Source organism: Sediminibacillus albus, from assembly GCF_900101125.1.
GTDB classification, from domain to species: domain Bacteria; phylum Bacillota; class Bacilli; order Bacillales; family Amphibacillaceae; genus Sediminibacillus; species Sediminibacillus albus.
This window is the reverse complement of record NZ_FNFL01000007.1, coordinates 1-26,133: the sequence shown is the minus strand read 5'-3', so window position 1 is coordinate 26,133 and position 26,133 is coordinate 1. Positions and strand designations below refer to the sequence as shown.

Annotated in this window: 18 protein-coding genes, 14 tRNA genes and 2 rRNA genes; 5 read left to right on the top strand and 29 right to left on the bottom strand. The window is 38.9% G+C overall.

The features are described from left to right. Positions 1–87 precede the first annotated feature (87 nt). On the bottom strand, positions 88–1,041 hold the full coding sequence (gene uvsE / locus BLR93_RS15270) for a UV DNA damage repair endonuclease UvsE (RefSeq protein ID WP_093216400.1): 954 nt from the start codon (positions 1,039–1,041) through the stop codon (positions 88–90). A 382-nt stretch (positions 1,042–1,423) separates the two neighbouring features. Further along, positions 1,424–2,053: a spore coat protein gene (locus tag BLR93_RS15265; RefSeq protein WP_093216398.1), complete on the bottom strand. Its 630-nt coding sequence runs from the start codon at positions 2,051–2,053 to the stop codon at positions 1,424–1,426. 323 nt (positions 2,054–2,376) lie between these two features. Here BLR93_RS15265 and BLR93_RS15260 point away from each other — a divergent pair, with 323 nt between their 5' ends. Together BLR93_RS15260 and BLR93_RS15255 are read left to right on the top strand one after the other, a co-directional pair. Continuing rightward, positions 2,377–2,655: an ArsR/SmtB family transcription factor gene (locus BLR93_RS15260; RefSeq protein ID WP_093216395.1), complete on the top strand. Its 279-nt coding sequence runs from the start codon at positions 2,377–2,379 to the stop codon at positions 2,653–2,655. Between the two features lie 92 nt (positions 2,656–2,747). Further along, entirely contained in the window at positions 2,748–3,134 is a 387-nt protein-coding gene (locus BLR93_RS15255; protein ID WP_093216393.1) for a VOC family protein, read from the top strand. A gap of 630 nt (positions 3,135–3,764) precedes the next feature. Here the strand turns inward: BLR93_RS15255 and BLR93_RS15250 are convergent. Both BLR93_RS15250 and BLR93_RS15245 read right to left on the bottom strand, forming a co-directional pair. Beyond that, positions 3,765–5,585 carry a YhgE/Pip domain-containing protein gene (locus BLR93_RS15250; RefSeq protein WP_093216390.1) on the bottom strand — a complete coding sequence of 607 codons (1,821 nt, stop codon included), beginning with the start codon at positions 5,583–5,585 and terminating at the stop codon, positions 3,765–3,767. 2 nt (positions 5,586–5,587) lie between these two features. Further along, the gene (locus BLR93_RS15245; RefSeq protein ID WP_093216388.1) at positions 5,588–7,588 is read right to left on the bottom strand and encodes an efflux RND transporter permease subunit; all 2,001 of its coding nucleotides are present in this window, start codon (positions 7,586–7,588) and stop codon (positions 5,588–5,590) included. 374 nt (positions 7,589–7,962) lie between these two features. Between BLR93_RS15245 and BLR93_RS15235 the strand changes: the two genes are divergently transcribed. Next, the gene (locus BLR93_RS15235; protein ID WP_093216384.1) at positions 7,963–8,526 is read left to right on the top strand and encodes a TetR/AcrR family transcriptional regulator; all 564 of its coding nucleotides are present in this window, start codon (positions 7,963–7,965) and stop codon (positions 8,524–8,526) included. 86 nt (positions 8,527–8,612) lie between these two features. Here BLR93_RS15235 and BLR93_RS15230 read toward each other — a convergent pair whose 3' ends face one another. Next, the gene (locus BLR93_RS15230) at positions 8,613–10,262 is read right to left on the bottom strand and encodes a catalase (protein WP_093216382.1); all 1,650 of its coding nucleotides are present in this window, start codon (positions 10,260–10,262) and stop codon (positions 8,613–8,615) included. A 486-nt stretch (positions 10,263–10,748) separates the two neighbouring features. After that, positions 10,749–11,507, bottom strand: a complete 759-nt coding sequence (locus BLR93_RS15225) for a MerR family transcriptional regulator (protein ID WP_093216381.1) — start codon at positions 11,505–11,507, stop codon at positions 10,749–10,751. 85 nt (positions 11,508–11,592) lie between these two features. Here BLR93_RS15225 and BLR93_RS15220 point away from each other — a divergent pair, with 85 nt between their 5' ends. Further along, positions 11,593–12,297 carry a CPBP family intramembrane glutamic endopeptidase gene (locus BLR93_RS15220; RefSeq protein WP_093216378.1) on the top strand — a complete coding sequence of 235 codons (705 nt, stop codon included), beginning with the start codon at positions 11,593–11,595 and terminating at the stop codon, positions 12,295–12,297. A gap of 120 nt (positions 12,298–12,417) precedes the next feature. Here BLR93_RS15220 and BLR93_RS15215 read toward each other — a convergent pair whose 3' ends face one another. From BLR93_RS15215 to BLR93_RS15190, 6 genes are all read right to left on the bottom strand, one after another. After that, a complete protein-coding gene (locus BLR93_RS15215) occupies positions 12,418–13,698 on the bottom strand; it encodes a hypothetical protein (RefSeq protein ID WP_093216376.1) in 1,281 nt (426 codons plus the stop codon). Between the two features lie 181 nt (positions 13,699–13,879). Beyond that, entirely contained in the window at positions 13,880–14,341 is a 462-nt protein-coding gene (locus BLR93_RS15210) for a DinB family protein (protein WP_175559387.1), read from the bottom strand. Next, positions 14,334–15,059, bottom strand: a complete 726-nt coding sequence (locus BLR93_RS15205) for a nuclear transport factor 2 family protein (protein WP_093216371.1) — start codon at positions 15,057–15,059, stop codon at positions 14,334–14,336. The genes BLR93_RS15210 and BLR93_RS15205 overlap by 8 nt, the downstream gene beginning before the upstream one ends. Before the next feature lie 85 nt (positions 15,060–15,144). Next, positions 15,145–15,924 (bottom strand): helix-turn-helix domain-containing protein, encoded by a 780-nt coding sequence (locus tag BLR93_RS15200; RefSeq protein ID WP_093216368.1) that lies wholly within the window; start codon positions 15,922–15,924, stop codon positions 15,145–15,147. A 794-nt stretch (positions 15,925–16,718) separates the two neighbouring features. Beyond that, positions 16,719–17,732: an HAAS signaling domain-containing protein gene (locus tag BLR93_RS15195; RefSeq protein WP_093216366.1), complete on the bottom strand. Its 1,014-nt coding sequence runs from the start codon at positions 17,730–17,732 to the stop codon at positions 16,719–16,721. Beyond that, the gene (locus tag BLR93_RS15190) at positions 17,719–18,069 is read right to left on the bottom strand and encodes a PadR family transcriptional regulator (protein WP_093216363.1); all 351 of its coding nucleotides are present in this window, start codon (positions 18,067–18,069) and stop codon (positions 17,719–17,721) included. The genes BLR93_RS15195 and BLR93_RS15190 overlap by 14 nt, the downstream gene beginning before the upstream one ends. A gap of 434 nt (positions 18,070–18,503) precedes the next feature. Between BLR93_RS15190 and BLR93_RS18325 the strand changes: the two genes are divergently transcribed. Beyond that, a complete protein-coding gene (locus tag BLR93_RS18325) occupies positions 18,504–18,872 on the top strand; it encodes a hypothetical protein (RefSeq protein WP_093216361.1) in 369 nt (122 codons plus the stop codon). Between the two features lie 226 nt (positions 18,873–19,098). Here the strand turns inward: BLR93_RS18325 and BLR93_RS15180 are convergent, their stop codons facing one another. The 17 genes from BLR93_RS15180 to BLR93_RS15095 all read right to left on the bottom strand — a co-directional run. Next, positions 19,099–23,148 (bottom strand): YobI family P-loop NTPase, encoded by a 4,050-nt coding sequence (locus BLR93_RS15180; RefSeq protein ID WP_093216358.1) that lies wholly within the window; start codon positions 23,146–23,148, stop codon positions 19,099–19,101. Between the two features lie 965 nt (positions 23,149–24,113). Next, positions 24,114–24,195, bottom strand: a tRNA-Leu gene (locus tag BLR93_RS15170). A 12-nt stretch (positions 24,196–24,207) separates the two neighbouring features. Further along, positions 24,208–24,281, bottom strand: a tRNA-Cys gene (locus BLR93_RS15165). Between the two features lie 7 nt (positions 24,282–24,288). Continuing rightward, a tRNA-Gly gene (locus BLR93_RS15160) sits at positions 24,289–24,363 on the bottom strand. A 6-nt stretch (positions 24,364–24,369) separates the two neighbouring features. Continuing rightward, positions 24,370–24,444 (bottom strand) — tRNA-Gln (locus BLR93_RS15155). 17 nt (positions 24,445–24,461) lie between these two features. Then, positions 24,462–24,537 (bottom strand) — tRNA-His (locus BLR93_RS15150). A gap of 11 nt (positions 24,538–24,548) precedes the next feature. Further along, positions 24,549–24,622, bottom strand: a tRNA-Trp gene (locus BLR93_RS15145). A gap of 25 nt (positions 24,623–24,647) precedes the next feature. Further along, positions 24,648–24,733 (bottom strand) — tRNA-Tyr (locus BLR93_RS15140). A gap of 25 nt (positions 24,734–24,758) precedes the next feature. After that, a tRNA-Phe gene (locus BLR93_RS15135) sits at positions 24,759–24,834 on the bottom strand. A gap of 30 nt (positions 24,835–24,864) precedes the next feature. Then, positions 24,865–24,941, bottom strand: a tRNA-Asp gene (locus tag BLR93_RS15130). Positions 24,942–25,027: 86 nt separating this feature from the next. Then, positions 25,028–25,104 (bottom strand) — tRNA-Met (locus BLR93_RS15125). A gap of 40 nt (positions 25,105–25,144) precedes the next feature. Next, positions 25,145–25,220: transfer RNA gene (locus BLR93_RS15120), tRNA-Val, on the bottom strand. A gap of 67 nt (positions 25,221–25,287) precedes the next feature. Further along, a tRNA-Glu gene (locus tag BLR93_RS15115) sits at positions 25,288–25,362 on the bottom strand. A 13-nt stretch (positions 25,363–25,375) separates the two neighbouring features. Further along, positions 25,376–25,467: transfer RNA gene (locus BLR93_RS15110), tRNA-Ser, on the bottom strand. A 1-nt stretch (position 25,468) separates the two neighbouring features. Continuing rightward, positions 25,469–25,543 (bottom strand) — tRNA-Asn (locus BLR93_RS15105). Between the two features lie 9 nt (positions 25,544–25,552). Further along, positions 25,553–25,668, bottom strand: a 5S ribosomal RNA gene (gene rrf / locus BLR93_RS15100). A 155-nt stretch (positions 25,669–25,823) separates the two neighbouring features. Continuing rightward, positions 25,824–26,133, bottom strand: a 23S ribosomal RNA gene (locus BLR93_RS15095); the annotation flags it as partial.

Sequence of the window (26,133 nt, the reverse complement as noted above, 5' to 3'; positions counted from 1 at the left end):
CCTGTCTAACCTACTTTTTATCGAGCATAGGATGAAAAAACGGAAAAGTGTCCATGATCACAAGCTGTATCGCTTGTTATCCCATTGTTATATCTCTATCGCCGCTCCATTCACCCGCTTAAACCCACGGACTTTTGCTAACTCTTCCACAAGCTTCAGTGCTGCTTTATCTTTCGCTTTTGCTTCAATCATAATATCTGCGGATTGTCCATGAGCCTTTAAAGCCTTAATAAAATCCATCGCAAAATCCTTTTCCACATAATCAGCATGTGCCCGGATGATCTTTTCTGACTTAGGGGAGGACAAGTGAAACTTTGGTGACTTGCCGGTTCTCTCCCACGTGGCAAAAATTCTGGGAAGCAAATCTTCATACTCTCCATCTCCCGGGTTCGCCCAGTGATGGTGATAATCAAAAACAAAAGGGACTCCGTGCTTTTCACAAATTCGCAGGGTTTCTGCTGCCGTGTAGGTCTTATCATCGTTTTCAAGGGTGGTTTGCCGGCGGATTTCTTCCTCAAGCTTGATAAAGTTTTGGTCAAAACGTTCGACTGCTTCCTGCTTATTGCCATAAGCACCGCCAACATGGATGTTCATCGTTGCTTCCTTATGTAATCCCATCGCTTCCAGCATGTCATAGTGATAGGTCATATCAATAATTGCATTATCCGTGACGTGGTCCTGCGAGCTTGTGAATAAGGTGAATTGGTTTGGATGAAAGCTGACACGCAGTTTATTTTTTCGAACCAAATCCCCTATCTCTTCAAAGAGAGGACGAAAAGGGGTGACATAATCCCATTTCACCTCCGGGTGGGTGGCGAGCGGTACAAGCGAAGATGACATTCGGTACACATCGATTCCGTGGGCAATATTGTAGTGAAGGACTCGAATGGTATTGGTTAAATTCAGCTCAGTGAGATGGTGAAGCTTTTCCTTCCTGGAGTTTTTGTCCAGCTTTTTCCAATTTGTGAACGTAAGGGTTCGGGAAGGAGATGCTTCCCATAAAGAAAGTGCAGTTGAGACGTATCCGAATCTGAGTATCATTGGTTCACTCCAGTCTGTCCTTGTTCGTTTAGTGTGATGATCCAAAATAACTTGATACGAAGTACAAAATATATCCCCCCCTTAACGCGCACAGCCCTCGACTATGATAGAAAATTCATTACTTTTTTGTATGGTCCCGCAATTCCTTTAGGACTGGCAAGTCGGGATGCGATTTTGCAAATTAAGGGAAATCTCCCTAGTTTATGTTCGGTCAAATAGGTCCATTTTTTCTCACGGATTTCTTGTTTGGTAACCACTACTAAACACCCGCTATCTGCTTTTTTATGTATCATTCATTTTATCGTAACAGGAATCCTTTTTAACAGACTTACTTATAAAAAATGCAGGAACAAGAGAAGAACTCTCATCCCTGCTTCACTGCTTAATGCTTGCCTTGTTGTGGGGTTTTCGTATAAGCCTGCAGCATGGTGGTCATATCCTGTTCTTTTAGCTGTGGAACCTGGTAATAACCGTGCTTGTTTTGATACAGGAATAGCTCATAGCTCATTTCAATCATGTTCGGCACGCTGTCTGCAACAACACGACGCAAAACAGGATTGTGCATTTCGGCCGCTGCCATGGTAAACGTTGAAGCAGCCGCTTTTGTTTGGCTCAGCATAAACGAAGAATAGCATTCATCCGTAAGCTCACTGACAGACTGTTTTGGTTTTTTCGGTTGTCCTGCTTTTAAACCAAAAGTAATCTCGTTGCTTTGTTCCATTTTATACTGCTGCGTCGGAACTTTTGGGTCCTGCCCCGTTTGAAAGCTGTCAACAACGGTATTATACGTTTGCGTCAAAAAAGCAGATTGGCGCTGCAGGATACCCTTCAATTCCTGATCCTGGATATGTTGATCGTACAATTGGTATTGCTCCAACACACCAATCAAACAGCCAATCAATTCATGAGAGTCGAGGATTTCATGGGCACCATGATTATAGTTCATGGCCTGGTTAGCCATATTTTGCGGCATTTGCGTACCGCCTTGCATCTGGTTTTGATCTTTAGCCATACTATGACCTCCTGCTTTATGGATTCATGTTTATATTTTCCTTAAACGGGTCATTTATGTACGATTTATTTTTCAGGTATCCAAGTTCAAGGTGTTTTGAATTTGGATAACAGTTTCTCTGATAGTAATAAATTCTCTCGATCAGCAACTTCCTTTACCCAGCTCACCTGGGCAAATCGACTCTTTTCTAATTTGCCTGCCCTACTAATACCCGTTATAACCTGGTAAATTAATTTAAGATTACATAATCCGGTTCCTTCTTTATGCAACCAAATAGTTACTTATAGTTGACATGCAACCTCGTGGTTGCATATACTTGATATATGAATTGGGACATAGACGTTATATTCAAGGCACTCGCCGACTCGACTCGGCGGCTGATATTAGATGAACTATCCGAACGCAACGAGCTGACGTTGTATGAACTTACTACACGTCTCATCATGAAGCACGACCTTTCCATTTCGCGACAGGCGATTGCCAAACATCTAACGATTTTGGAAGAGGCAGGGCTTGTAAAGTCAAAACGAAAGGGTAAATATCGAGTTCTTAAGTTTAACAACGAACCACTTAAAAATTTGCTGAAAGGATGGGTAGAATAATTTTATAGCTAGTGGCGAATGTGAGTTTTTCTGTTTGTAGCCAAATTTTTATAAGAGCAAATAATTCATAAATCTTAAAGGAGATAATTGTTATGAAAATCATCGTTACCAGTATATTCGTGCCAGATCAAGATAAGGCACTAGCGTTTTATACAAAAACGCTAGGGTTTGTAAAAAAACATGATGTTCCCTCAGGAGAATATAGGTGGATAACCGTTGTTTCTCCTGATGATCAAGACGGTACCGAACTTTTGCTCGAACCGAATGAACATCCTGCTGCCAAAGAGTATCAAAAGAAACTATTTGCCGATGGCATCCCCGTAACCATGTTTGGTGTTTCAAATATTCACGAAGAGTACCAAAGATTAATTAAACACGGTGTGGAGTTTACTATGGAACCGACAGAAATGGGAGATTTCACCATAGCAGTATTCGACGATACGTGCGGCAATCTTATTCAAATAATAGAACACAAGTAACTTTATAACGTAAAAATCTAGTTTCCGAACGACTTTATTGGTAAGTTTCAAATGGGTGAAGGTTTCTTATTAAAACAACTTCCATCCTCTCCTCATTCTATATCGGTGTTAGTTTACTTGAACTATAGGATGCCTTAGTTTTAAAAAAACAAAAACGAGATTGGGACATAACATAAATCCACTTGCAATATGAAGTTTTAAAAGGCCCTCTCCAAACATTCGATTGAGGATGCAATGGATATAGACTGCGCTTTCCGCGGGCATGGCTTCAGACTTCTCAGAAGCAAAACGACTTCTTCCGGGGTCTTCAGACTCGTGCTGTTCCCACTGGAGTCTATGTATTTTACCTGCGCTGATAGGGCTCTGTTCTTAGTACCTTACATAACGAGCGCGATCTCAAGTAAACCATAAAAACATTGATGTCCTATCAGATGAAACAGTGCGCAGACTTTCCGAGGCTGTTCGGAGGTTATATGAAACATGAGGTAAGAAAAATCGAACGAGTTCGAATGTTATTCGAATCCTCGTTCGATTTTTGCTTTGACCACTATCCTTTTGTCCCAACCTCGTTTTTATTTGCTATTAGTACTATCATTTACCAGCCCTGACTCAAAGAGAGGGCTGGCACTTCTACTTAAACAAGTTTTTCAAGCGGGCCCAGAATCCTTTATCTTCTTCGACAGGTTCTTCTGTCTCTTTTTGTTCTTCTTGTTTGATGCTTTCGGTTTTCAAAACAAATTGCACGGAATTGATTTTTTCATTTTTCTTTGAAACAAAAGATACCGGATTGAAATCAGATTTATCATACTCATCCATCATTTCATTTACCTCGTCTTTCATCTCCTCAGGTAAATTGCTCGTAGCATCCTCCAGCTCATTCGTTCCGTCATGCAGGTCGCTAACTCCATTCGCTGTTTCTCCGACACCTTCAGCTAAGCCAGTAATTCCGTTGTGCATTTCCCCATAAGAGCTGGATAACTGGTTCACACCATCCGTATACTCCACTAATCCGGAATGGAAGGAAGCATATTGGGAAGCTAATTCACTAATCCCATCCTGTAACTGTGCAAAAGAATCAGCACTGTCCATGTTTTTTCGAGAAGATGAAAGCTTATTGGCCATCTCTTCTAAGTTATCAGCCATATCTGCAAGGGAACCACTGACTTGTTCCAGGGTCCCGCTGACTGCGTCAAATCCCTCTTGAACAGCTGAATATGTTCCCTTTGCTGTACGTGCTGCCGTGTAGGTTTCTTTTAATTTATCGAGTACTCCCGGATCTGCGCCACTCTTATATAGCTGTTTGAATTCTTCTTCTGAAATCTGATAGTCCGGAATAGCTGCCATTGCTTTGTCTAACGAGCTGTAAGCATTGGCGTAATTATTTTTTAGCGTGACTAACCCTTTCGAAGCTTGATTGATTCCATCTGCCATTTGGTACAGCCCGTCTTCCAGCTGTTTCAAATCGCCGAGGTCGATATCCTCTGAGCTGTTCGCCAGAGAAGCGCTCATCTCCTCCAATGCCTGCTTCAGGCTTTTCGATCCGTTCACCAGCTCTCCGGATGATCTGTCTAGGGTAGAGATCCCGTCCTTAAATTCCTTGGAACCACCGCGTAAATCCTCGGCTCCATCATTTAACTGCGCAACTCCGTCTTCCAGGTCCGCAACTCCACCATTCACTTCTGCAATGGCATCGGTTAACGTGTCCATCTCCCCTGTCATCTCGTCGATATCCGGGGATTCGATCGGCATGGAAGATGGAACGGCAGTAATGTCGATGCCATCCAGCTCAAAGTCTGATACATCCGCTTCCACGACCAGCTCTTCCTCTTTTTCAGGCATCACGGTAAAGGTTACTTGCTTATTTTTCCCTGCGTTGGCAAGTGTTCCCTCCGGAGCCTCAATGTTGCGATTGTTGTCTAAATTAAGAGAAAGAGAGATTTGCAATAAATAGTTTTCAAAAAATACTTGGTCCACTTTTTCATTTGCCGAAGTGGCTATTTTGATTTCGACATGGCCGTCTCTCCCTGCAAGCTCTTCTGGGGCAATTTCTTTCCCATCTAACAGATACGTAATCGAAACATCCCATGGCAGAGATTGATCGTCCATGTTCCCCTGGTAATAAAATTTTCCCTCTGGAGCATTGAAAGTGACAGCCCCATCCTGTTGTTCCAACGGAGATAAGTTCGTTAAATTTTTCAGACTGGCATACGAACCATAATCAACGACTTCCCCTTCTTTTTCGATGTCCAACGTGTTGACAACATAAAGCTCTTGTCTTTCCCCAGCTGCACTTAGCTTGCCATAGACCACTTCATCTTTCGAAGAAACTTCCCCTTTTTGGGTGGTATCTTCCTCTGACCCGTCGTCACCGGCAGCAGCCGAAACAAATAGAGACGGCAGTACCAACATGATCATCGCAAAGACAAGTAGAAGTTTTCTTATTCTCCTCATCATCATTTCTCCTTTTTGAAATTTGCTTTCCAGGTTGTTTTGGCAATCCATTTATCAAATACCAGCAGCATGGCAGGCAGGAAGAAAACGACCATGATAAAAGATAACAACGCACCTCTGCCAAGCAGCATCCCGATGGATGACACAATCGGGTTGGAAGAAGTAATCCATAAAATAAACCCGACACTGGATAAAATCGAAGCGGAAATGCCGATTGCGAAGATTTTTTCATCCAATGTTTTCTTAATCGCCTCGCGGGCAGACATTTCCTTCCGGTCCTCTTTATAGGCATCCATTAGCAGGATTGCGTAATCTACCGTCGCAGCTAGCTGGATGATACTAATCAGCAGATACCCGACGTAAACTAATGAAGAATCGGTAAAGTATGGAAAGGATAAATTCATCCAAACCGCTGACTGGATGGTAAACAGCAGGACTATCGGTATCGATATCGATTTAAATGTCACTAGCAGAACAAAAGCAACAGTAGCAATGGTCAAAAGATTGACCAGCTTGTTGTCCTTTTGGACGACATTTTTTATATCGTATAATGTCACGCTTTCCCCAGCCATATAAGCGTCTTCTCCATAGTAACCATCTGCCGTGTTTTGCACCTGCTCAATTAAATGGAACGCCTCTTCTCCCTCGCTTTTCGTGTCGGTTTGCAGGATAATCCGGCTGTAATTTTCCGAATAAAATTGTTCCGTCACCGATGTCCCTACATACTCCGGAGGAACCGCAGCGCTTACTGTGTTCACATAGGCAAGTACACTGGAAACATTATCGATTTTCTCTAAGTCTTCCACTAATGCTTCCTCTTTGGCAGTATCGCCTCTTGGGACAAGCACGACCATCGGAGTACTTTCTCCAAACTGCTCTTTGATTGTAGCAAAATCACTACCCGCTCTTGTATTCTCCGGCTGGTCTCCGATTCCATAAATAAAACTTGTCTGGCTTTGCGCAAGAAAGGCCGGCACGATTAACAGAAATACAAGCGCCAATACCGGGATTCTCCATTTCACAACCATCTTTCCTTTGTTTCTAATGCGAGGAAGGAAGGATTTATGCTGTGTTTTATCGATCCATTTATAAAATAGAAGCGTAAGCGCAGGCAAGAAAATCATGACACTTATAAAGCTTAGGACAATACCTTTTACCAGGTTAATGCCCAGATCGGCCCCAATTTCAAAGTTCATAAACGTTAAGGCGATAAATCCAAAGAAGGTCGTCGAAGCGCTAGCTGTGATTGCTGAAAAGGATTTTTTCATCGCAAGCTGCATCGCTTCCTGCGGATCGGCTACTTTCCTACGGTAATCGGAAAAACTGTGAAGCAGAAAAATAGCATAATCCAGCGATACGGCCAGCTGCAGAATCGGTGCGACTGACTGTGTAACAAAAGACACTTCGCCAAGAAAAATGTTCGTCCCCATGTTAATGAGTACGGAAACACCGATAGCGGTTAAGAATAACAGCGGTTCGATCCAGGAACTGGTGGCTAAAACTAAAATAAGGATAATAAGCGGAACCAACAAGGCACCCGCATACATGGATTCTTTTCCAGCCATCTTTTGCTGGGTCGCCGTATTCAAATCCTCTCCGGCCATCGCATTGTCTTCGCCAATAAGATCATAAATGGCATCGGTAGTGGCTACTTCTTCACCCTTTTGGATGCTGAATGTGAACAATGCCTTCCCGTCTTTATAGTAGGACTCAACCGTCTCTTGATCAGCCATTTCAAGTGGCTGTTTAATATCGATAGCATCATCCAGCCAGGTAACATCTGAGACCCCATCGATGGCAGCCAGTTCTTGTTTGAAAGCAAGCGATTCCTGTATCGTCAAGTCATGCATCATGACTCTGTTTGTCGGAACATTCCCTTCGAATTCCTCGTTCATTACATCCATTGCCGACATAGATGGCGCATCCTCCGGCAAGTAATCCTTCATATCGTAATTTACCGATACGGTGAACTGTGCCAGGGTACAGAGGATGGTTAGCAACATAAACGTTACTGCGACGGCTTTTTTGTGTTTAATTATCTTTGCTGCAATATTTATTTTGATTCACCCTCTCTTGCCATTTTCCAACGTACACTTTATCATTATATGGACACCGTGTTGGTTATTCAACAAACAGTTTATTATCATTTGTCTTTTTGGCAACATAATGGTTAAATGTGTTGGAAAACTACAGAAAAGCGCAAGCGCCTTGCTCACCCCCGACAAACTTAAGTCATTCCTCGGAGTGGTGTTTATTTGCCACACAGAGGATTGACTTAAAACCTCGAGGGGGGAGGCGCTGGAGCTAGACAGCATCACGAAAAACTTTTATTTTCGATGATACAAAGAAAACGTTTAGAAACAGAAAGGAGATAAACATGACTGCCTCCAAACTAGACAGACGCAAGAAATATACGCGCATGGTTTTAAGGGATAGTCTAATGCAGCTGTTAAAGGAAAAACAGATTTCGGCGATTACCGTTAAAGAGCTTTGTGAATTGGCCGATATCAACCGCTCCACCTTTTATTCCCATTACTTCGATCAATATGACCTACTGGATAAAATAGAAGATGAAATTATTGAGGATATGAAGGGATATTTAAGCCAGTACAACTTTGAAAAGGAAGAAGATTCCCTTCATATGATCGAAAAGCTGATCGAATATTTCGCTTCTAAGCATGAAGTATGCAAGACGCTTTTCAGCGAAAAAGTGGATACAACCTTCCAACAAAAAGTGATGGTCTTTGCACGTGGGGTGTTTATGAAAAACTGGAAGGCTGATAATCATTTCCAAGAAGACTCTTCCGAGTATTTGAGCACGTTCATCATCAGCGGAAGCATTCATGCCATAAAAAGCTGGCTGAACAATAATATGGACAAAACACCAAAAGAGATGGCCGGGATTATCAATGGCCTTATTAATAGAGGGCTGTCCAAATAAGAGGGAAGCTGCTGCTAATGCAAAAAAAAGACTGCCAGCCCAGTTTTACACTGTTCTGTACAGCCTTTTGCGTTCTTCCGAAGAAATTAATAAGGATCAGCTTCGTGGCTTTTCTTCACTGCATCTTCTGTCGCTTCGTGTTGCGCCGTGGATCCTCGACCATATTTCGATTCCCCTGCTTCACGGCCGGGAACTTTGCTTTCTCCCTGCATTTTCTTCATTTCTTCCATTTTCGCTTGGATGCCTTCCTTTACCCGACGCCCGTAGTCTTCATCGGCCTGTGTAAAGTGTTCAATCATTGCATCCTGGATTCGCTTGTCACATATCGCAAGGGCTTCGGAGAGGTTTTTTATTAACTCCTCACGCTCCCAATCCTCAAAGCTACGATACGTGTGGCCAGCCTGGCCATAATTATTGGTGCGGTCAATCGGTGCACTCATTGCCGCCGCATTATATTCAGGCTCATGAGGGGGCGTTTTCGACCCATCTGCTTCCTGAAAACCTCCCACCATGGAGGGCTCATAGTTGATATGCGGGTTTTCTCCTGACTCTCTTGGGTCACGGGTATCCATTTGCCCGCGTTGCTGGTTCGTCCGGATACCTGTCTTAGGAGCATTAACTGGCAACTTCAAATAGTTTGCTCCTACGCGGTAGCGTTGCGTATCAGAGTAGGAGAAAGTTCGTCCCTGCAGCATTTTATCGTCTGAAAAGTCCATCCCATCGACAAGAACACCAGTACCAAATGCAGCTTGTTCGATCTCCGCATGGAAGTCCTCTGGATTACGATCAAGCACCATGCGCCCTACTGGCAACCACGGAAACTTATCTTCCGGCCAAAGTTTCGTATCGTCAAGCGGATCGAAGTCAAGTTCCGGATGATAGCCATCTTCCATTATTTGAACAAACAGTTCCCACTCCGGATACTCTCCACGCTCAATTGCTTCATACAAATCCTGGGTGGCGTGCCCCGCGTTCCTCGCTTGAATCTCGTTCGCCTCTTCTTGTGTCAAATTACGTATCCCTTGTTTCGGTTCCCAGTGATATTTTACCAACACTGCTTCCCCTTTGTCGTTTACCCACTTATACGTGTTCACCCCTGATCCCTGCATATGGCGGTATGTAGCTGGAATCCCCCACGGAGAGAACAGGAAGGTAATCATATGGGTTGCTTCCGGAGTACGGGAGACGAAGTCAAACATCCGTTCAGGACTTTTTATATTGGATGCAGGATCTGCTTTAAACGCGTGAATCATATCCGGAAACTTCATGGCGTCACGAATGAAGAAAATTTTTAAATTGTTTCCTACCAAATCCCAGTTGCCATCTTCCGTGTACATCTTCACCGCAAACCCCCGGGGATCGCGATCTGTTTCCGGAGCGTCTTTCGCCCCTGCTACGGTGGAGAAACGGACCATTAACGGTGTTTTTTTACCCGCTCCTGAAAACACTTTCGCCCTTGTATATTTCTCTGCCGGCTCGTCCCCGACCTTTCCATAGGTTTCGAAATAGCCAAATGCTCCAGATCCCCGGGCGTGTACGACCCTCTCCGGAACCTCTTCCCGGTCAAAGTGAGAAATTTTTTCAATGAAGTGGTAATTCTCAAGGGTAGCCGGACCACGATTGCCAATCGTTCGGATGTTTTGATTATCAACCACTGGACGACCCTGGCGTGTTGTCAACGTCTCGCGTTTAACGTCTTGTTCTTTTGAATTATCCATATCTTTGTTATTTGCCATCAGCTAACCTCCTCAGGTATAGTCACACTTACCTTACCTTACCCCTTTATTGGGTAGTTTATTCTTTAAAAATTATTTTATTTTCATCCCTTCATTCTTACAAACTCAATCATAACCAACTACCTATAACAGCTTCCGATTGTTACACCATAATTTGGCCATCACAAAAAAAGAAAATAACGAAAACTGTTGTTCTCTTAAAAATCGTTTTTTGAGGTTGTATCATGGTATAGGAAAAATTGAGGAGCCCCTTACTAGATAATAGTATTTAAATACTTCAAAGTTTTAGTGTCATCGTTCATAAAATCAGTAAAATCTCCGCTAAATTTCTTTGAGCTTTCCAGCTTCAAGCAGGAACAAAAGCAGCTTGGATAGACATTCTCTTCTCAAACGCCCTAGCCGTTTATCTCTCTAGCTATAATTCAATCATTTGTATTTTGGGTTGGAGTTACTTTTACGTTAACACTGGAATAAGTTTTGGTCTGGTCAGTTACTTACTTGGGGATTTTTCTCATAGATTTGAATGGCCTCTTCCATGAAATGCAATACTTCCTCTTTTACTGGATAGAGGTTAATTTCTTTGGACTTTTCTGGCGATCTTCGAATTTCATAAAATTTATCACCTAGTTCTTCACATCCAGCAAACATTTCGTTAGATAGCAATAGAGCTTCCTCCGCAATGATCTGCCCCTCTTCGGATTCAGGTTCATCTCCCCTTGCCAAACATAATTCAATTCTTCTCACTAGAGTGATCCACTTTCTTACTTGTGGACTATCCTGTTCTAACTTTGGCAATCTTTCCTTAAGAGTCGACTGTTCCTGTTGGTCAAAATATTCATTCCACTTTTTATCTGCAGCCTCCTTTTTTTGTGCTGCATTGATTAAAGGAACCAATTGCTCCCATTTTAACTCCCCTTCTAAATAAATCGTATTTAAAATAGTATTCGTGTTCTGGATGGCTGCATGAAGTTCTTCTATTTTTTCCTTTAAGGAATCTCTATGGGCGTAAAGCAATTGCTCGGTCGTAATTTTCAAAAGTATTTTTCTAATATCATTAAGCGGTAAGTCAAGCAACTTTAATATAGTAATTTTCTCTAATCTTAATAAATCATTATCACTATATAATCGTTTGCCATTGTTAAGTTTCTGACTTGGACTCATCAATCCAATTTGATCGTAGTACCGCAAAGTTCTAACAGAAATATTCAATTTTTTAGCGACTTCTCCTGTCGAATGAAACTTCATTCTATCCCCCCTAAAAAATTACTTGCAGGTTACGTAACGTCACCAATTACACTTAATATAGCATAAAAAAAAGGAGGGATGGTTCATGGATAAAAAGGATAACTATTTCAGTCAAAGTCCATGGTCATGGAAGGAATTAATATTGTTATTAACGCTCGTACTGATACTCATTCCGTTTTTCATTGAATATCTACTTATGCAATTTCTCAAAGTAGGCTTTCAAAATGATTTATATTCAGGGACGTTGACAGGATTTATTATGGCGATCCTCTTCTCCTTGGGAGTATATTTTATTGCGATTAAACCGAAAAGACTTTCCTGGAAGGAGGTAGGTTTTCAGCGATTTCCGAGGTCCTATTGGAAATCGCTAATAGGGTGGAGTCTTATGCTCATTATTAGTGCCATTTTACTCTCTTATCTCATAGAGTGGCTATTTACTATTGGAACAGACAACAGCAAAACAGAGAGCTTACAAACTCGATTAACTACAATAAATATCATTATTGCTTTTGTTTCAGCCGCCATTATTTCACCAATCTATGAAGAAATCTTTTACCGAGGGTTTCTTTATCGCTGGTTCAGAAGTAAATACGGATTATTTCCTGGAATATTAATCAGTTCGTTTATCTTCATGCTTGTTCATATTCCAACGTTCAATTCTTTACCATACACTTTTATATCCGGAATCATTTTTGCCTGGACCTATGAAAAAACACAATCAATTTATCCAGCAATGATTATTCATGGGACATTTAATGGATTATCAATTTTATTGACTGCGACCTTATAAACTCGAATCGGCGCATGAATGACTCATGCGCCTTTTTTGAAAAAATATTATTAGAACGTTACTAGCCACACATTTAGCTGATTACGTTTTTTTATTGTACGAAGTATAAAATCCGCTTTATTACCTCTTTATATAAGAACCAACGGTCTCATAGAATTTATGTCCTTCATCCATTTTCACATACAATGATTGAATTGTTTTCTTAAACCCGAAGATTTGCCTGATTTCCACTGGTCCAGTTAGTTTAATCACATAAGGGATTTGCTCTTTTTCAAGACCGTGAAGCGCTAGCGAGATGCTATTACGATCTTGACCTACTTCCCTTACAGATTTTCCGTTTTCGTTAATTCCGCTTACTTTTCCCCATGAAATAAATCCGTATTGCCGGATGCCTTTTTGAAAATGAATTCCTTTTGAGTCCAGCACCACTGGAGATAAACGGATTGCCTGGTAATCTGCAATGATGAACAATAACGTATAAATATCAAGGCCCGTGACTATCCAGGCTGCTGTATGGCTGTACTGAGCAACCATTATGTGCACCGCTATAATCTCAAGGACCATAGCGTGGACAAGCATAATAAAAACTCCGAGGTAACTCCCATCCTTATGAAAAGTAAAAGAATGAGCTTTTCCTTGCACGATGGCGGGCACGCTTTTTCTCCAGCTGAACAAACTATAGTAGATTGCCGCAATATCGGTTGCTAAAATTCGTAACGTGAGCTGGAATTTATTTAATTTTTCATTCTTAAATGAAAATGTACTTTGGATAGCCGCAGAAAAACTTAACAAAAAATGATAATGGAAATTCTTCTCTTTTCGATAATTTTTAAGAAGCACTGGGAACCTTTTTACGATAATGGCAAACAACATCAATTCTAATACAATGACTCCACTCTCTATTACGATAACTGACTGGGTGAAGTAAGACAGATATGCATCAGCTTCACTAGGGATCATCCAATTAGCAAGAAGCAATCCCCACAATATAAATGCGCACAACACCAGCCAAGAAACCCTTTTCTTAAATCCAAAGAAATAAAGAACCAATGGCAAGATGATTACAAGATCCAGCGCTGTGCAAAGGCCGACCATATCATTGACAGGACCAACCAGCTGCATTTGCATCACAAGATAATTAGGCAGGATGATTAAGGATAAAAATAACACTATACGTTTCCAAGCTATATTCTCTAGCGAAAAATAAGCTGTCATGCTACCCCTGCTTTCCATGTTTTCTTTCATTATAATGGAAGGAGCGGGGTTATTGGGTCTTTTATCTGTATTGTTCGGGAATTGTTCATAACATAAATACTTACTAATCAAGGTGAAGACAAGTTCCATTTTAACTACCACACAATTCCTATCTGCTTGGTTGTTATAAGTGTAGTTGGGATTCAAAAAAAAAAGCTCCTACTCATAAGAGTAAAAGCCTTTGTCATAGCTGTATTGGTAATATACCGGTGGACCTGCATAACCGGGTCCAATGAGCGAAAATAGGAATTAGGGTTCAATTCTACTTTACTTTCAACAGACTAGAAGATGCCTTGAACAAAGTCAAGTGATTATACACTCTGACTTTTTATTCTAGGCAAGTAAGTATTCGCTTCATTTCCTCGATTTTACCTATATGAAGTGCTTCGTGCAAGACGGAAAAACTAGCACAATCTTCGACGGTTTGAAAACCGTGCTTCGGTTTTGCAATGGTTTGATTCATTTGGTTATTTGACATTTGTTTGATATGGTCCGACTGTCTCTCTAAATCTGTAATGAGCTGCGCAACTGTCGGTACACGTTGCTTCCACTGCTCAGGACTTGTTCCCGTACCAAATAATTCAACATAATTATCCGGTAAGTGATTATTCTTTTCTGGCAATTCAAATAAAAAATACTCTGTCGATGATAAGATATGGCCAATTTGCCACAGTATGTTATTAGAAAATCCTCTAGGTGTTATATGAACAATGTCTTCTGGTATGGACTTGATAACTTCAATGGTCCAGCTTCTTACCTGCTCAAATTGTTTAAAGAGGATGTCACTCATTGTTCTGTTCCTTCTCATTTGGCAGCTCAATCAGATAAGCCGTTAGGTCTTTTATTGTTTCCTTGTTCGATTGTGCAAACGTATAAATATCACAATAAGCATACGGCTGGTCCTCACCATTTTCCTTAGTCATAGTCATCGTTCCTTCAATAACTGCCTTATTGCCATGGATAAGTATATTATTGGTTTTATAATCTTTCGGAATCACTCCACGCATCGGTTCAATCATCTTGATAACCGCTTCTCGTCCTCGAAGTTTAGACTCGCCAACGAAATGCCATTTAACGTCTTCTGCAGTATTTCCGATGATATAGTCCACATTTCCGGAAGCGAATGCATCATTGAATCTCTTAGCTCTCATTTCTGCAAAGGTATCCTTCCTTAAGTCAAAACCAAAATAGACAATAATTTCTTTGATTTGGTTACCATCAAACCGAAAGTGTTCCATATTTCGAAAAGTAGCACCGGAGTTTAGTTCACATTCGTAACGAATGAAAGCTTCATTCCCCTCCGCAAAAAAATTACTGATATGATATTCATGGATGTCTTTACAACTGGGCCAGCATCTCTCAAAATAAGTCCCTCGATTAATCTTATCATCAACCGGGCTGCTAAACGTGAAGTCGCGACTAAGTATTTCTTCCAAAATTCCCTGTTGATTTGTTTCATATGCTTTGAAGTAGCTCCGTACTAGATTAGAATACTTGTTATTTTCCATCCTTTTCCCTCCATTAGAAAATTATTTGGTTTAATTTCTTTATATATCCTAGCACGTGAGGAAGTAGTAAATTTCTTAAAAGTTGCTAATATGTACGGGTCAGATAGTTTTTCATCAAAAGAGGTAAGGATATGAGAATAGGAGGATCATCGAGAAGAGGCCCGCGAAGGGTAAGGTGCTGTTTTGGAATTTTCATCCCTGCCCCCACTTTAATCGGCTGATTAGCTTTTGCGCGCAAGGTTTGATGGGGCACGAGTATTTCATTTGCCTTCATTTCCCAAAATATTGCTGCAGCCATTAAATAATAAATCCCAGGGCGAACATCTGTAAACTTAAATTGACCTAACGAATATAATAATGTTCCATATTGAGGTAGTCCTTGAGGTATTGGTTTAGTAAATAAACCAATTAAAATAACACCATGAAGTGGAACGTCTGCTTCAATCGTTCCTTCCACATTATTTTGCGAGGTGCTAATTATAAGTTGTTCTGTGCTATCTTTATGACATTTTAGAGATTGCAAATACGTGGGGACTTGACTAGAAGATTTTCTGAATTGCGTTGGAGTCATTCCTACTCTTTCGGTGAATCGTGTCGTGAAGGTTCCCAAACTTTGTTGGTCAATTTCCATACTTACATCACGTACAGTTAAATTTGTATTCAATAATAGACTTTTTGCTCTTTGAAGTTTTAGTGAGGATACATATTGGTATGGAGAAAGACCGGTTTTCTCCTTGAAAATACGCGAAAAGTGATAAGGACTGTATGCTGCTTGATGCGCTAAGCGTGAAAGCGGAAGGTCATCATCCAGATGTTTATGAATATAGGCGATCACCTCATCTATTTCTGGATATTCATTATTCACTTTTTTCTCCCCCTAACTAGCTACATATTTTCCAAAAATTATATAAGAAATAAATGTTTACCACAACAGGGCTGACGAAACGAATATATATGTTAATAGAGTAAATTTTATAAGGCAAGATGTTCCTATCAATTTAGGAACTTATAGGATGTAAAGGGAGAAGTGAAACGACTAGAAATTGGATGTGTTAGGATGTAGTCTTTGTTGCTAGAATTAATGCAGCAATCGCAGCGAATGGTCTTATTGTTGCTAACAAGGGCATAATGAGACAGTAAGTAATGAGTGGAAAATGTAAAAAGTTAGAATCATAGGGCAGTTTGACATGATACTTAGCAGATATGATTCAACGAGTCAATCCGCCAATTTCTTAAAAAATTCGTTCACGCAAGTAATGTTATTGCTATCATGCCTCGTCCCAGAATGACAGCCTTCTATGAGATTCGTGTTCCTCGGGCCGGAGATTTGCCCCCGGCTTCCTTCAGATTCCGGGTTACCCCAGACACCTTTGCCATCAGCTAACGGCTACAATGACCTTCACTGTTCAAAACTTAAACCGTAGAGCTTGTGCACATGCAGGGCACACAAAAGTGGTGGCGGATCGCTAAATCCGCCACCATGACTCAGGGCAATATTGGGACAATTTCTGATACTGCTTTAAAAAGAAATGAACGAGAGAACCAACCTATGGGATATAACTCGGAATAGAACAAGATAAAGACTCACGCGCGTCTGTGGATTCTACTCCATCTGCTACTGCATGGCCGAAATATATGCATCAATTGATAACTGCTCTCTCACAGCATGGATCTGTTATTCATATTAGCTTTCTTAAAAGACTCGTAGATAGAGATTCCTCCAAAAACCACCATTAAAGTTGATGTCCCCCACACCATGTAACCCTTAACAATAGAAGGAGCAACGTCAAACCAGCCACTTATCAGCGTAAGGAACTCTGCGGCAAAAAGCTTCGGTTGCGTTAAAATAACTATAAATGTAGCAACTGAGACTATCTTATAAATCATAAAAAACGCAGCCATGTTTGTTGACCATTTCCTTTTGACTAATTTATAGATAGCTAAGGCGATTTCTGCTCCAAGTAGCAGAAGGACTATCGGCCAAAATGATAAAAGTACTTCCTGATTAAACGCAGGAGTTACCATTCTTAGACCATCTTGCCCATTTTCATATATCCCAAGGAAACGGTCGGCATAAAAATAACCTACTCCCCAAACCACCGTCCATATTAAACCTGCGTTAATCTCAGATAATGGAATCGATTTTTTCTTTGGAACACTACATTCTTTCTCTAACTTTTTGGGATTCCATGAAGTAAACCCCATCCATTTAGGTAGATCATCATTTTTACCATCCACCTGTTCCATAATGGCAAAAATGACCGTCACAAAAACATATGCGGTAATCGACCAGGTGATTGCATTTATCAGGACATCTTCCATATTGGAGAGTGATACGTCGAATCTCTCTCCTTGATTGATCAAGTTTAAAAGGTTTACTCCCAAAATAGTGATAAGTGAATAAATAGCCGCGAAGGGGATGATCCATTTTAAAATGGAAAGGTGCAAATCGTAATATTTTGGGCCAATTAAATAGGTTTGTTTTTCACTATACTTATTCGCCAAAACTTTAGGGTCTCCCAACTCCTCAAGTGCCAGGTGCACATCTTTTTCATCATAATCATCGGGTAACATATCATAGATTGTTGATTCTAGCTCTAAAGCGATATCATCCTTTTTTTTCTTTGGCAACCATCGGGTTACCTCTTGAACGTACACTTCAATAAGATTCATTTTCCTTATCCTCCTCGTTCAGGACATCAAACAGCCTTTTTGTATTTTTCATCCATTCCTCCCTCAATTGCTGAAAAACCTTTTCCCCATGTTCACTCAACTCATAATACTTCCGAGGTCTTTTTTCAGAAGTATCCCAAAAGCTGTTAAGAAGCTCTTGTTTTTCCAGCCTTCTTAGCAAGGGATATAGCGTGCTTTGTTCAATGCCTATCCCTAATGTCTCAAGCAGCTGAACAAGTGAATACCCATACTGCGGCGTTCTTAACTGACTTAAGACCGCCAGCGTTAAGTTCCCTCTTTTTAATTCTGTCAGGAATGAGTGAATTAATAACTCCATTTTTTGTCCTCTTTTCTTATACTGTACGTCATACATTATGTTTATATTATATACTATTCTACGTGATTAAACCATATACCTTTAATTGCATGAAAATTTTTCATATGGCTCGCAAGCAGACATCCAACAATATAGGAGTGATTTACATTTAGGTATATCTGTTTATTATTATTTTCCAGAAATATTTAAAGTGCCTCTGACTTTCTACATTGTAGGGAGTCACTTTTTTATGGAGTATCTGTTATCTCTACTGGCAACTTATCTTTTCAATTCTCGTTTTATTTGCTTTACTTAACCACTAATTTATAGTGAAAAAACGTTTTCTCCACCCCTATCCTTCAAAGTAGTTAAAAAATTAATGGTTTTCACAATAGACATGTAACGAATAATCCCTAGATGAATATCCTATTTTCGAGAAAGGAGATGAGGAGAATATGAGTTTAGATAATCAATCCTATAATGCAGAAGATTTATCAAGACATTTACAAGATCACTGCCATCGTTACATGCATCATCATGTACTACTTACTAGAAGGGATGGTAGTACATTTGACGGGATTATCGTAAATGTTGATGTGGATAACGTTACCGTATTAATGGGTGAAGATATTATGATGGATCGCGAAGAAGAGGATATTCGATATGATGGCTATGGGGGTTACGGTGCCGGGTATGGTCGTCCACGTCGGAGATATAGACGTTATCGTCCGTATCGTTACCCATTAGGTACACTTGCCGGATTAGCTCTCTACCCGTATCAATATCCACCATACTATCCCTACTCACCATATCCTTATTATTAATAAATTTAAAAAGAGTCATCCAATAAAATGAACCCTATAGAGTAGACCTAAAAAAGTTCTACCTATAGGGAATTTTCATCCTCCATATAGAGAAGAATTTTCATTAGAGTATAAATTTAATAATATACAATTCTATTATACCAGCAAATTACAGCATTTGCCATTAGTCAAAAGTTCAATGTGGCTGGATCTAATTAGATCCAGCCACATTGTACGGGAATATTGACTATAGCCGAGTATTAAATACTTTTTGTTTATTAATAACATTATATGAATCGTCTTTTGGCTTATAAGAAGAAACTACTTTAATAGATTTTAAATATGAAAGAAGTGTAACCACATTACTATGATTTGATTCAATTTTCAGATGTTTGCCATTTGGCTTAATTCGATTATAAGGAGATGGGCATTTTTCTAAGAAAGTATATACTTCAACTGTACCCAAATATTTAAATTCAATATAATATCTTATCATCTTTGCAGAGCCATCCAGTGATAAAGCGGAGATAACCAAAACTAACGAAGTTTGACTCAATTTATTAAAAACGTATTCTTTTTCATCTTCGGATATCTCTAAAGCTCGGTGTGCAATTTTCGAAGTGATACTTAATTTATCAATATTTTTTTCTATAAGGTCTATTATTAAATAATCGTCTTCTGAAAGTTCAACTAATCTTTCAAATAATTCTTGATCAATTTTGACATTATATATTTCATTGGGATGGTCTAACAGATACTTAGTCGCAGTTTCGATATCATCTTCTCTGATACTATCGAATAGTTTTTTATCCCAGGGTATAATATGTGCCTTAACGAAATTTATAGTCTGGTCTACGTGAGATGATCTTAATAACAACATCATATGAATAAACTTATCAAACATACTTAAATCTTGTAACAAAGATTCTAATGTTTTTTCATTAAAACTTAAATGACCTTCTTTATGAATTAAGGTTAACTCTTTCTTATTTATATCAAAAATATTATAGGATATATAGTTATGCAATAAATCAGGATCAAAGTCATCAAGACCAATCATATATTGAAACAAATCGTAAGACCAATATAGTTCTTCCTCGGCAATTAGCTCCTGTAAATCATCTTCATCTATGCCAGGGATAGTACCTGATGCGTACTTCTTTTTTAACGACTCAGATTCTAAATTATAAAAAACACTTATATTCCAAGCTAATAATTTTTGTTCTATTAATAGATTGATTGTATATTGACTTAACTCTTTATAATCTTCAAGATAAATTGGCTCTATAAGTTTATTTATAAAGTTTTCATATTCTAGGTTAATCTCTCTTCGGTTTGCGTTCAAGATATTTACAACAGTTCTGTTGTATTTATCATTTTCTATAAATTCTTTTTGAATTTCATTTGTGGTATTATTTATAAGCTCTTTCCATTGCTTTTTATGTGAAAGTAGATTAATGATTTCAAACTCTAAATCATTATTTTCTAATACTTCTTTGCAGTATGATATGTTCGGCCAATCAAGAGAAAATTTGTTAACTTCATATAGATTATTTATAATACTTGTTAAGTTTACGTTTCTTAGGTTGCTAACTACTCCATCCCACTTATTAATGAGAGAGGAAATTAAAGTCTCATTAACTTCATTATCGTAGAGTATATTTAAAAAATCTAAAAATATTTCTTCAGATTCTTGATACACAGGTTGCTGTAATAACACGTAATTTATAAAGTTTTCTAAATTACTCATACAATAATTTTTAATATTTTCATCTTTGTCAATGGTTTCTTTTAATATAACATCCACACCAAAAATAACACTCAAATTAGTAAGATTGATTTCATAAGCACTTATAGATGATATTTCTTTTACAACTGAAACTTTCATTCCTACGAGTGAATTTAATTTAACTTGGAGTTTCTCTATGTTTACATAAAGAATATCATTGTCTGGTAGCTCTTTAACATCGATTTCATTAGATAAATATTCTTGAAAATGGCTATTATCCATTTCCTCGAGTAGATCCTGATTCAAAAATGACAATATCAAAATAGCATAGCTGTCTTTTTGTTCTTTTGATAGATTGTCATCTTTACCAATACATTCCCAGATATTAAATCCCTGTTCAATAACTTTTCCAAAGAATTTATTAACCAAAGTTGTTTCTAATCCTTTAAGCAAACCAATATAATCATCATACAATACAGAAAGATTACTAAATAGAACTTCAATTATCTTTGAAAGTTTTTCATTGTTAGACTTTGAGCCTTTTTCCAGCAAAACTATAATTAAGTCAAGATTAATTGCTGAAACACTACTTAAATCTTCATACCTAATCTTATTTGCAACCTCATAAGGGTTGTTTAAATTATAATATAAATGGACATCATTTGTGCCTGCTTTAACTTTCTTTAAAAACTCACTATCTTTTATAGTAATTTTACCTTCACGAAACACGGTAAGATAATCTTCATATGACTCATTTAACCAATCATTCTTAATAAGAAAATATAGCAATTCATTCTTTCGCAGATCTAATGATAACTCTATATTATCTTCATTAATTAATCGCGATATGGATTTACTTTGTACATTATTTATTTTTTTATCAAGCGATTCTATTTGGTCTTCTATACTTTCTTCAGCCTTTAAATGATCATTATCAAAATCATTATAGAGCTTTAAAAAATTTATTCCCTCTATAGTCATAAATTCATTTATGTTTGAGAATTCAGTTATATTGTTAGGATCTTTTGAAACTACTACCTTGCCATCATCCTGGTCATGTTTTTTAAGAAATCCAAATAGAATGTTTGTATCCCTTTGTGAACTACCATTTATAGTTATCGACTCATGCTTATTTGTAAAACGTATTTGTTTAGAGATTAAGTTTCTTTTTCTTATGAATAACATACCTAATTCATCTTTATGAGTAATAATGCGTCCTAAACCATGAGATTCAAAGTTTCTTAGCAAACTTATTTCTTCTTGAATATTTTTGATGATTCCTTCTTTCCTGTTAAAAATATTATAAACAATGCCTCGGTTCTCTAATAAATTTGAGTAATCTTCAGGATAAAGATTCTTATAAACAATGAAAGATAGCAAATGGTTATATGTTATGCTTGATTTTGTTAATCTAAATCGGAAGATTTCAAATTCATTACAGATATTTATCAATGTTCTCATGTCATTTATGTATAAAGAGATGTCTTCAATTAGTTCTTTGTTAAGTTTATCTTTGCCAACCTTGCCCATGTCATACGCAATAAGTGGCTTCAATCTTTTAGACAACTCTGACTCAGCATTTGAACTATGCATTATCTTAACAGTAGGGATAATGAAATCGAAAAATTTAGTTCTATTATGTATTGAATCCTTGTTGTCACTGTGTACAAAAACATCATCTTTTAATGCATATATAAATTTTATATCTTTATTCTTTAACTGTGAGGTACTATTTAAAATAGTGTTTAATCCTCTTAACCTCTCAAAAATCTTAACACTTTGAAATCTATCAAGATCTTCAAAAACAATATATTTATAACGTGATTTTTTAAATAAATATATAATTTCATCTAAATAATAGTTAAACACTCTACTATCACGTTCTGAATCAAATTCTATCTTTGTGGATGCAAATCCAAACTTGCTGATACCAAGTTTCCTGATTAACAATATTAATATGTAAAGAGTAGTTCCATTCAGTATAAGTAAAATTAAAGCAGGGAGTGCAGCTCCCATAACTCCTATGAAGCTGTTATAATAACTCGTTAAATATGTATATAACTGAGATAACCAACCTTTATCAATAGTAAAATAGGTTAAAAAAACAGTAAGAAACAGAAAAATTATTAATCTCAAGACATACCAAAATGAAAGATCACTAATCTTAGTGAATCTCGAATTCGGTATTTTGTCTGGGTTAATTTGATAGAATATTTGTTGAACGATTTGCTGTTCTAATAAATTTTGCTCTTTATTTGAATTTCCACCTTCTCCACCTTTTGTTGGTTCAAAGGTGGCTATTGAAACCCTCATCATTTCCTCGGCCTTGAACTTCTTGCTATTAATATTAAAAAAAGATTCAATTAAGGTAGTTTTCCCTGCACCATATCCACCTGTAATGGCTATATTCTTATTGTCTTTATTATTAATAGCTTGATCTAATGCAGTTAAATAAAACTCATCATCATTAGATATATCTTTTTTAGCAGCCAAACTTTCCAGTTCAATTAACTGTTCCACTAAATCACCTTCAAAAAAGATAGTCTGTATTTTCTTATATTTTAGCATACATATAATACTTCTAAAATAAACTTTGACCTTACACGTGACAACAAAACAATACTATTAAAATTGATGTAACCAGTAGGGTTCTTAGATTAAAACATCATTTGTATATGAGAAGTTATTTGATTTAATCCAAAAAAATAGACACCCCTTACTTTATGACAGCTCGGGTGTCTACTTTTTGTACACTTGTGCTACTCCCTTTTGATTAAAGACAGTTCGTCTTCCACACGGACTATCTTTCTTATGTCTATGTAATCTTATTATATACTCTTCTCCACTGAAATACCACCCGTATAAGATGGGTTTCGTGAAAAGAGCTTTTTTTAATGGTTAAAACAATTTATTAACCGATCTCACTTTTATGTTTAATAAATTGTGTAAAATTGTTGGTTTTCCAACAACTTTACTTGAATTAATACCTACACCGATTTTGTCATACTACATTTCTGGCATATTAATATTTCTGTTGCTAATAACCTTGTACTTTGACTCTGGACTGAAAAACACTAATTCATGTATGTTTTGAAATACATTTTTGAAATGTTCCATTGTTAGCTTGTCAATTTTAATAGTTCGATTAGACTTTTCATTTTTAGTTGGCCCAAACCCTGAAGAGAGTCTTTTTTATATCCTCAAGATTTGTTAATGGTGATCGTGTTATTTTTCAAAAAAGCATCTATCCATTACGTTTCCGAAAGACTGGGTCATAGTGATATTGAGACTACTCTGAAAGAATACACACATGTTCTAAAAGAATTACACTTACAAGACGAGCGACTTACAGTACAAACTTTTGAAAATATGGCTGTATAAAAAACGTGGGTAAAGTAATGCGTAAAGTGCTAACGAATCATATCTTGTCTAATCGTATTCTAAAAAACAAAAAAAGAGCCCCCTAAACCCTATTATACTAAGGCTTGGGAGCTCGACCCTTACTTCTATCTTATTGAATCTCAATATTGGTATACCGGTGGTCGGGGTCGAACCGACACTCCCGAAGGAACACGATTTTGAGTCGTGCGCGTCTGCCAATTCCGCCACACCGGCACGTTATTCATATGGAGGCGGCAACCGGATTTGAACCGGTGATAAAGGTTTTGCAGACCTCTGCCTTACCACTTGGCTATGCCGCCTTAAAAATGGAGCGGAAGACGGGATTCGAACCCGCGACCCCCACCTTGGCAAGGTGGTGTTCTACCACTGAACTACTTCCGCATTTTTTGGCTGGGCTAGCTGGATTCGAACCAGCGAATCACGGGATCAAAACCCGATGCCTTACCGCTTGGCTATAGCCCAACTATTACACTCGAATATGGGGCGACCGGTGGGAATCGAACCCACGAATGCCGGAGCCACAATCCGGTGCGTTAACCACTTCGCCACGACCGCCAAAATATTAATGGCAGGGGTAGTAGGAATCGAACCCACACCGGAGGTTTTGGAGACCTCTGTTCTACCTTTAAACTATACCCCTATCTTGAATAAATAAATAAAAAAAGTGGTGGAGGGAGTAGGACTCGAACCTACGAACCCGATGGGAGCGGATTTACAGTCCGCCGCGTTTGGCCAACTTCGCTATCCCTCCATAAAATAATAGGATTAAATAAAAGTGGTGGCTCGGGACGGAATCGAACCGCCGACACACGGATTTTCAGTCCGTTGCTCTACCGACTGAGCTACCGAGCCATTAAGTATGATATGAATAAACTATGTAAGTGGCGGTCCGGACGGGACTCGAACCCGCGACCTCCTGCGTGACAGGCAGGCATTCTAACCAACTGAACTACCGGACCATATTAAGGAAATTATTTGGTTGCACCCTGCGGGTACTACTATATTCTCTAACGAAGAAGTATAATCGACGTTGCAAGAAAATAATTGGTTGCGGGAGCAGGATTTGAACCTGCGACCTTCGGGTTATGAGCCCGACGAGCTACCAGACTGCTCCATCCCGCGACAATATAGGAACTTTTATCATCCTATAATAGAAATTATATGGTGGAGGATGCAGGGCTCGAACCTGCGACCCCCTGCTTGTAAGGCAGGTGCTCTCCCAGCTGAGCTAATCCTCCATAGTACAGGATATACAAGTGCATGCATTCCAACCTTAGCATGCCATCCTTAAACTGGTTTAAATAATGGTGACCCGTACGGGATTCGAACCCGTGTTACCGCCGTGAAAGGGCGGTGTCTTAACCACTTGACCAACGGGCCATCCTTAATAGAATGGCGGAGAGCGAGGGATTCGAACCCTCGAGACCGCGGTAGCGGTCTACACGATTTCCAATCGTGCTCCTTCGGCCACTCGGACAGCTCTCCATGGCTCCAACGGTAGGATTCGAACCTACGACCGATCGGTTAACAGCCGATTGCTCTACCACTGAGCTACGTTGGAATGGATGATGCCTGGCGGCGTCCTACTCTCGCAGGGGCAAAGCCCCAACTACCATGGGCGCTGAAGAGCTTAACTGCTGTGTTCGGCATGGGAACAGGTGTGACCTCTTCGCTATTGCCACCAGACTATTATTTGCGTACATCCAAGTGTACTTATTTTTTCGTGACAACAAATATTATATATGTTTTTCACAAAAAATCAAGGAAAAAATTATTTTTTTGCACCTTCAAAACTAGATAAGAAGGAAAGACATCAACGAACCCGAGTTATTGCTTTGTTTTAAGTTAAGTCCTCGATCGATTAGTATCCGTCAGCTGCACGTGTCACCACGCTTCCACCTCGGACCTATCAACCTCATCGTCTCTGAGGGATCTTACTCATTTAAAATGATGGGAAGTCTCATCTAGAGGGGGGCTTCATGCTTAGATGCTTTCAGCACTTATCCCTTCCACACGTAGCTACCCAGCCATGCTCCTGGCGGAACAACTGGTACACCAGCGGTGTGTCCATCCCGGTCCTCTCGTACTAAGGACAGCTCCTCTCAAACTTCCAACGCCCACGACGGATAGGGACCGAACTGTCTCACGACG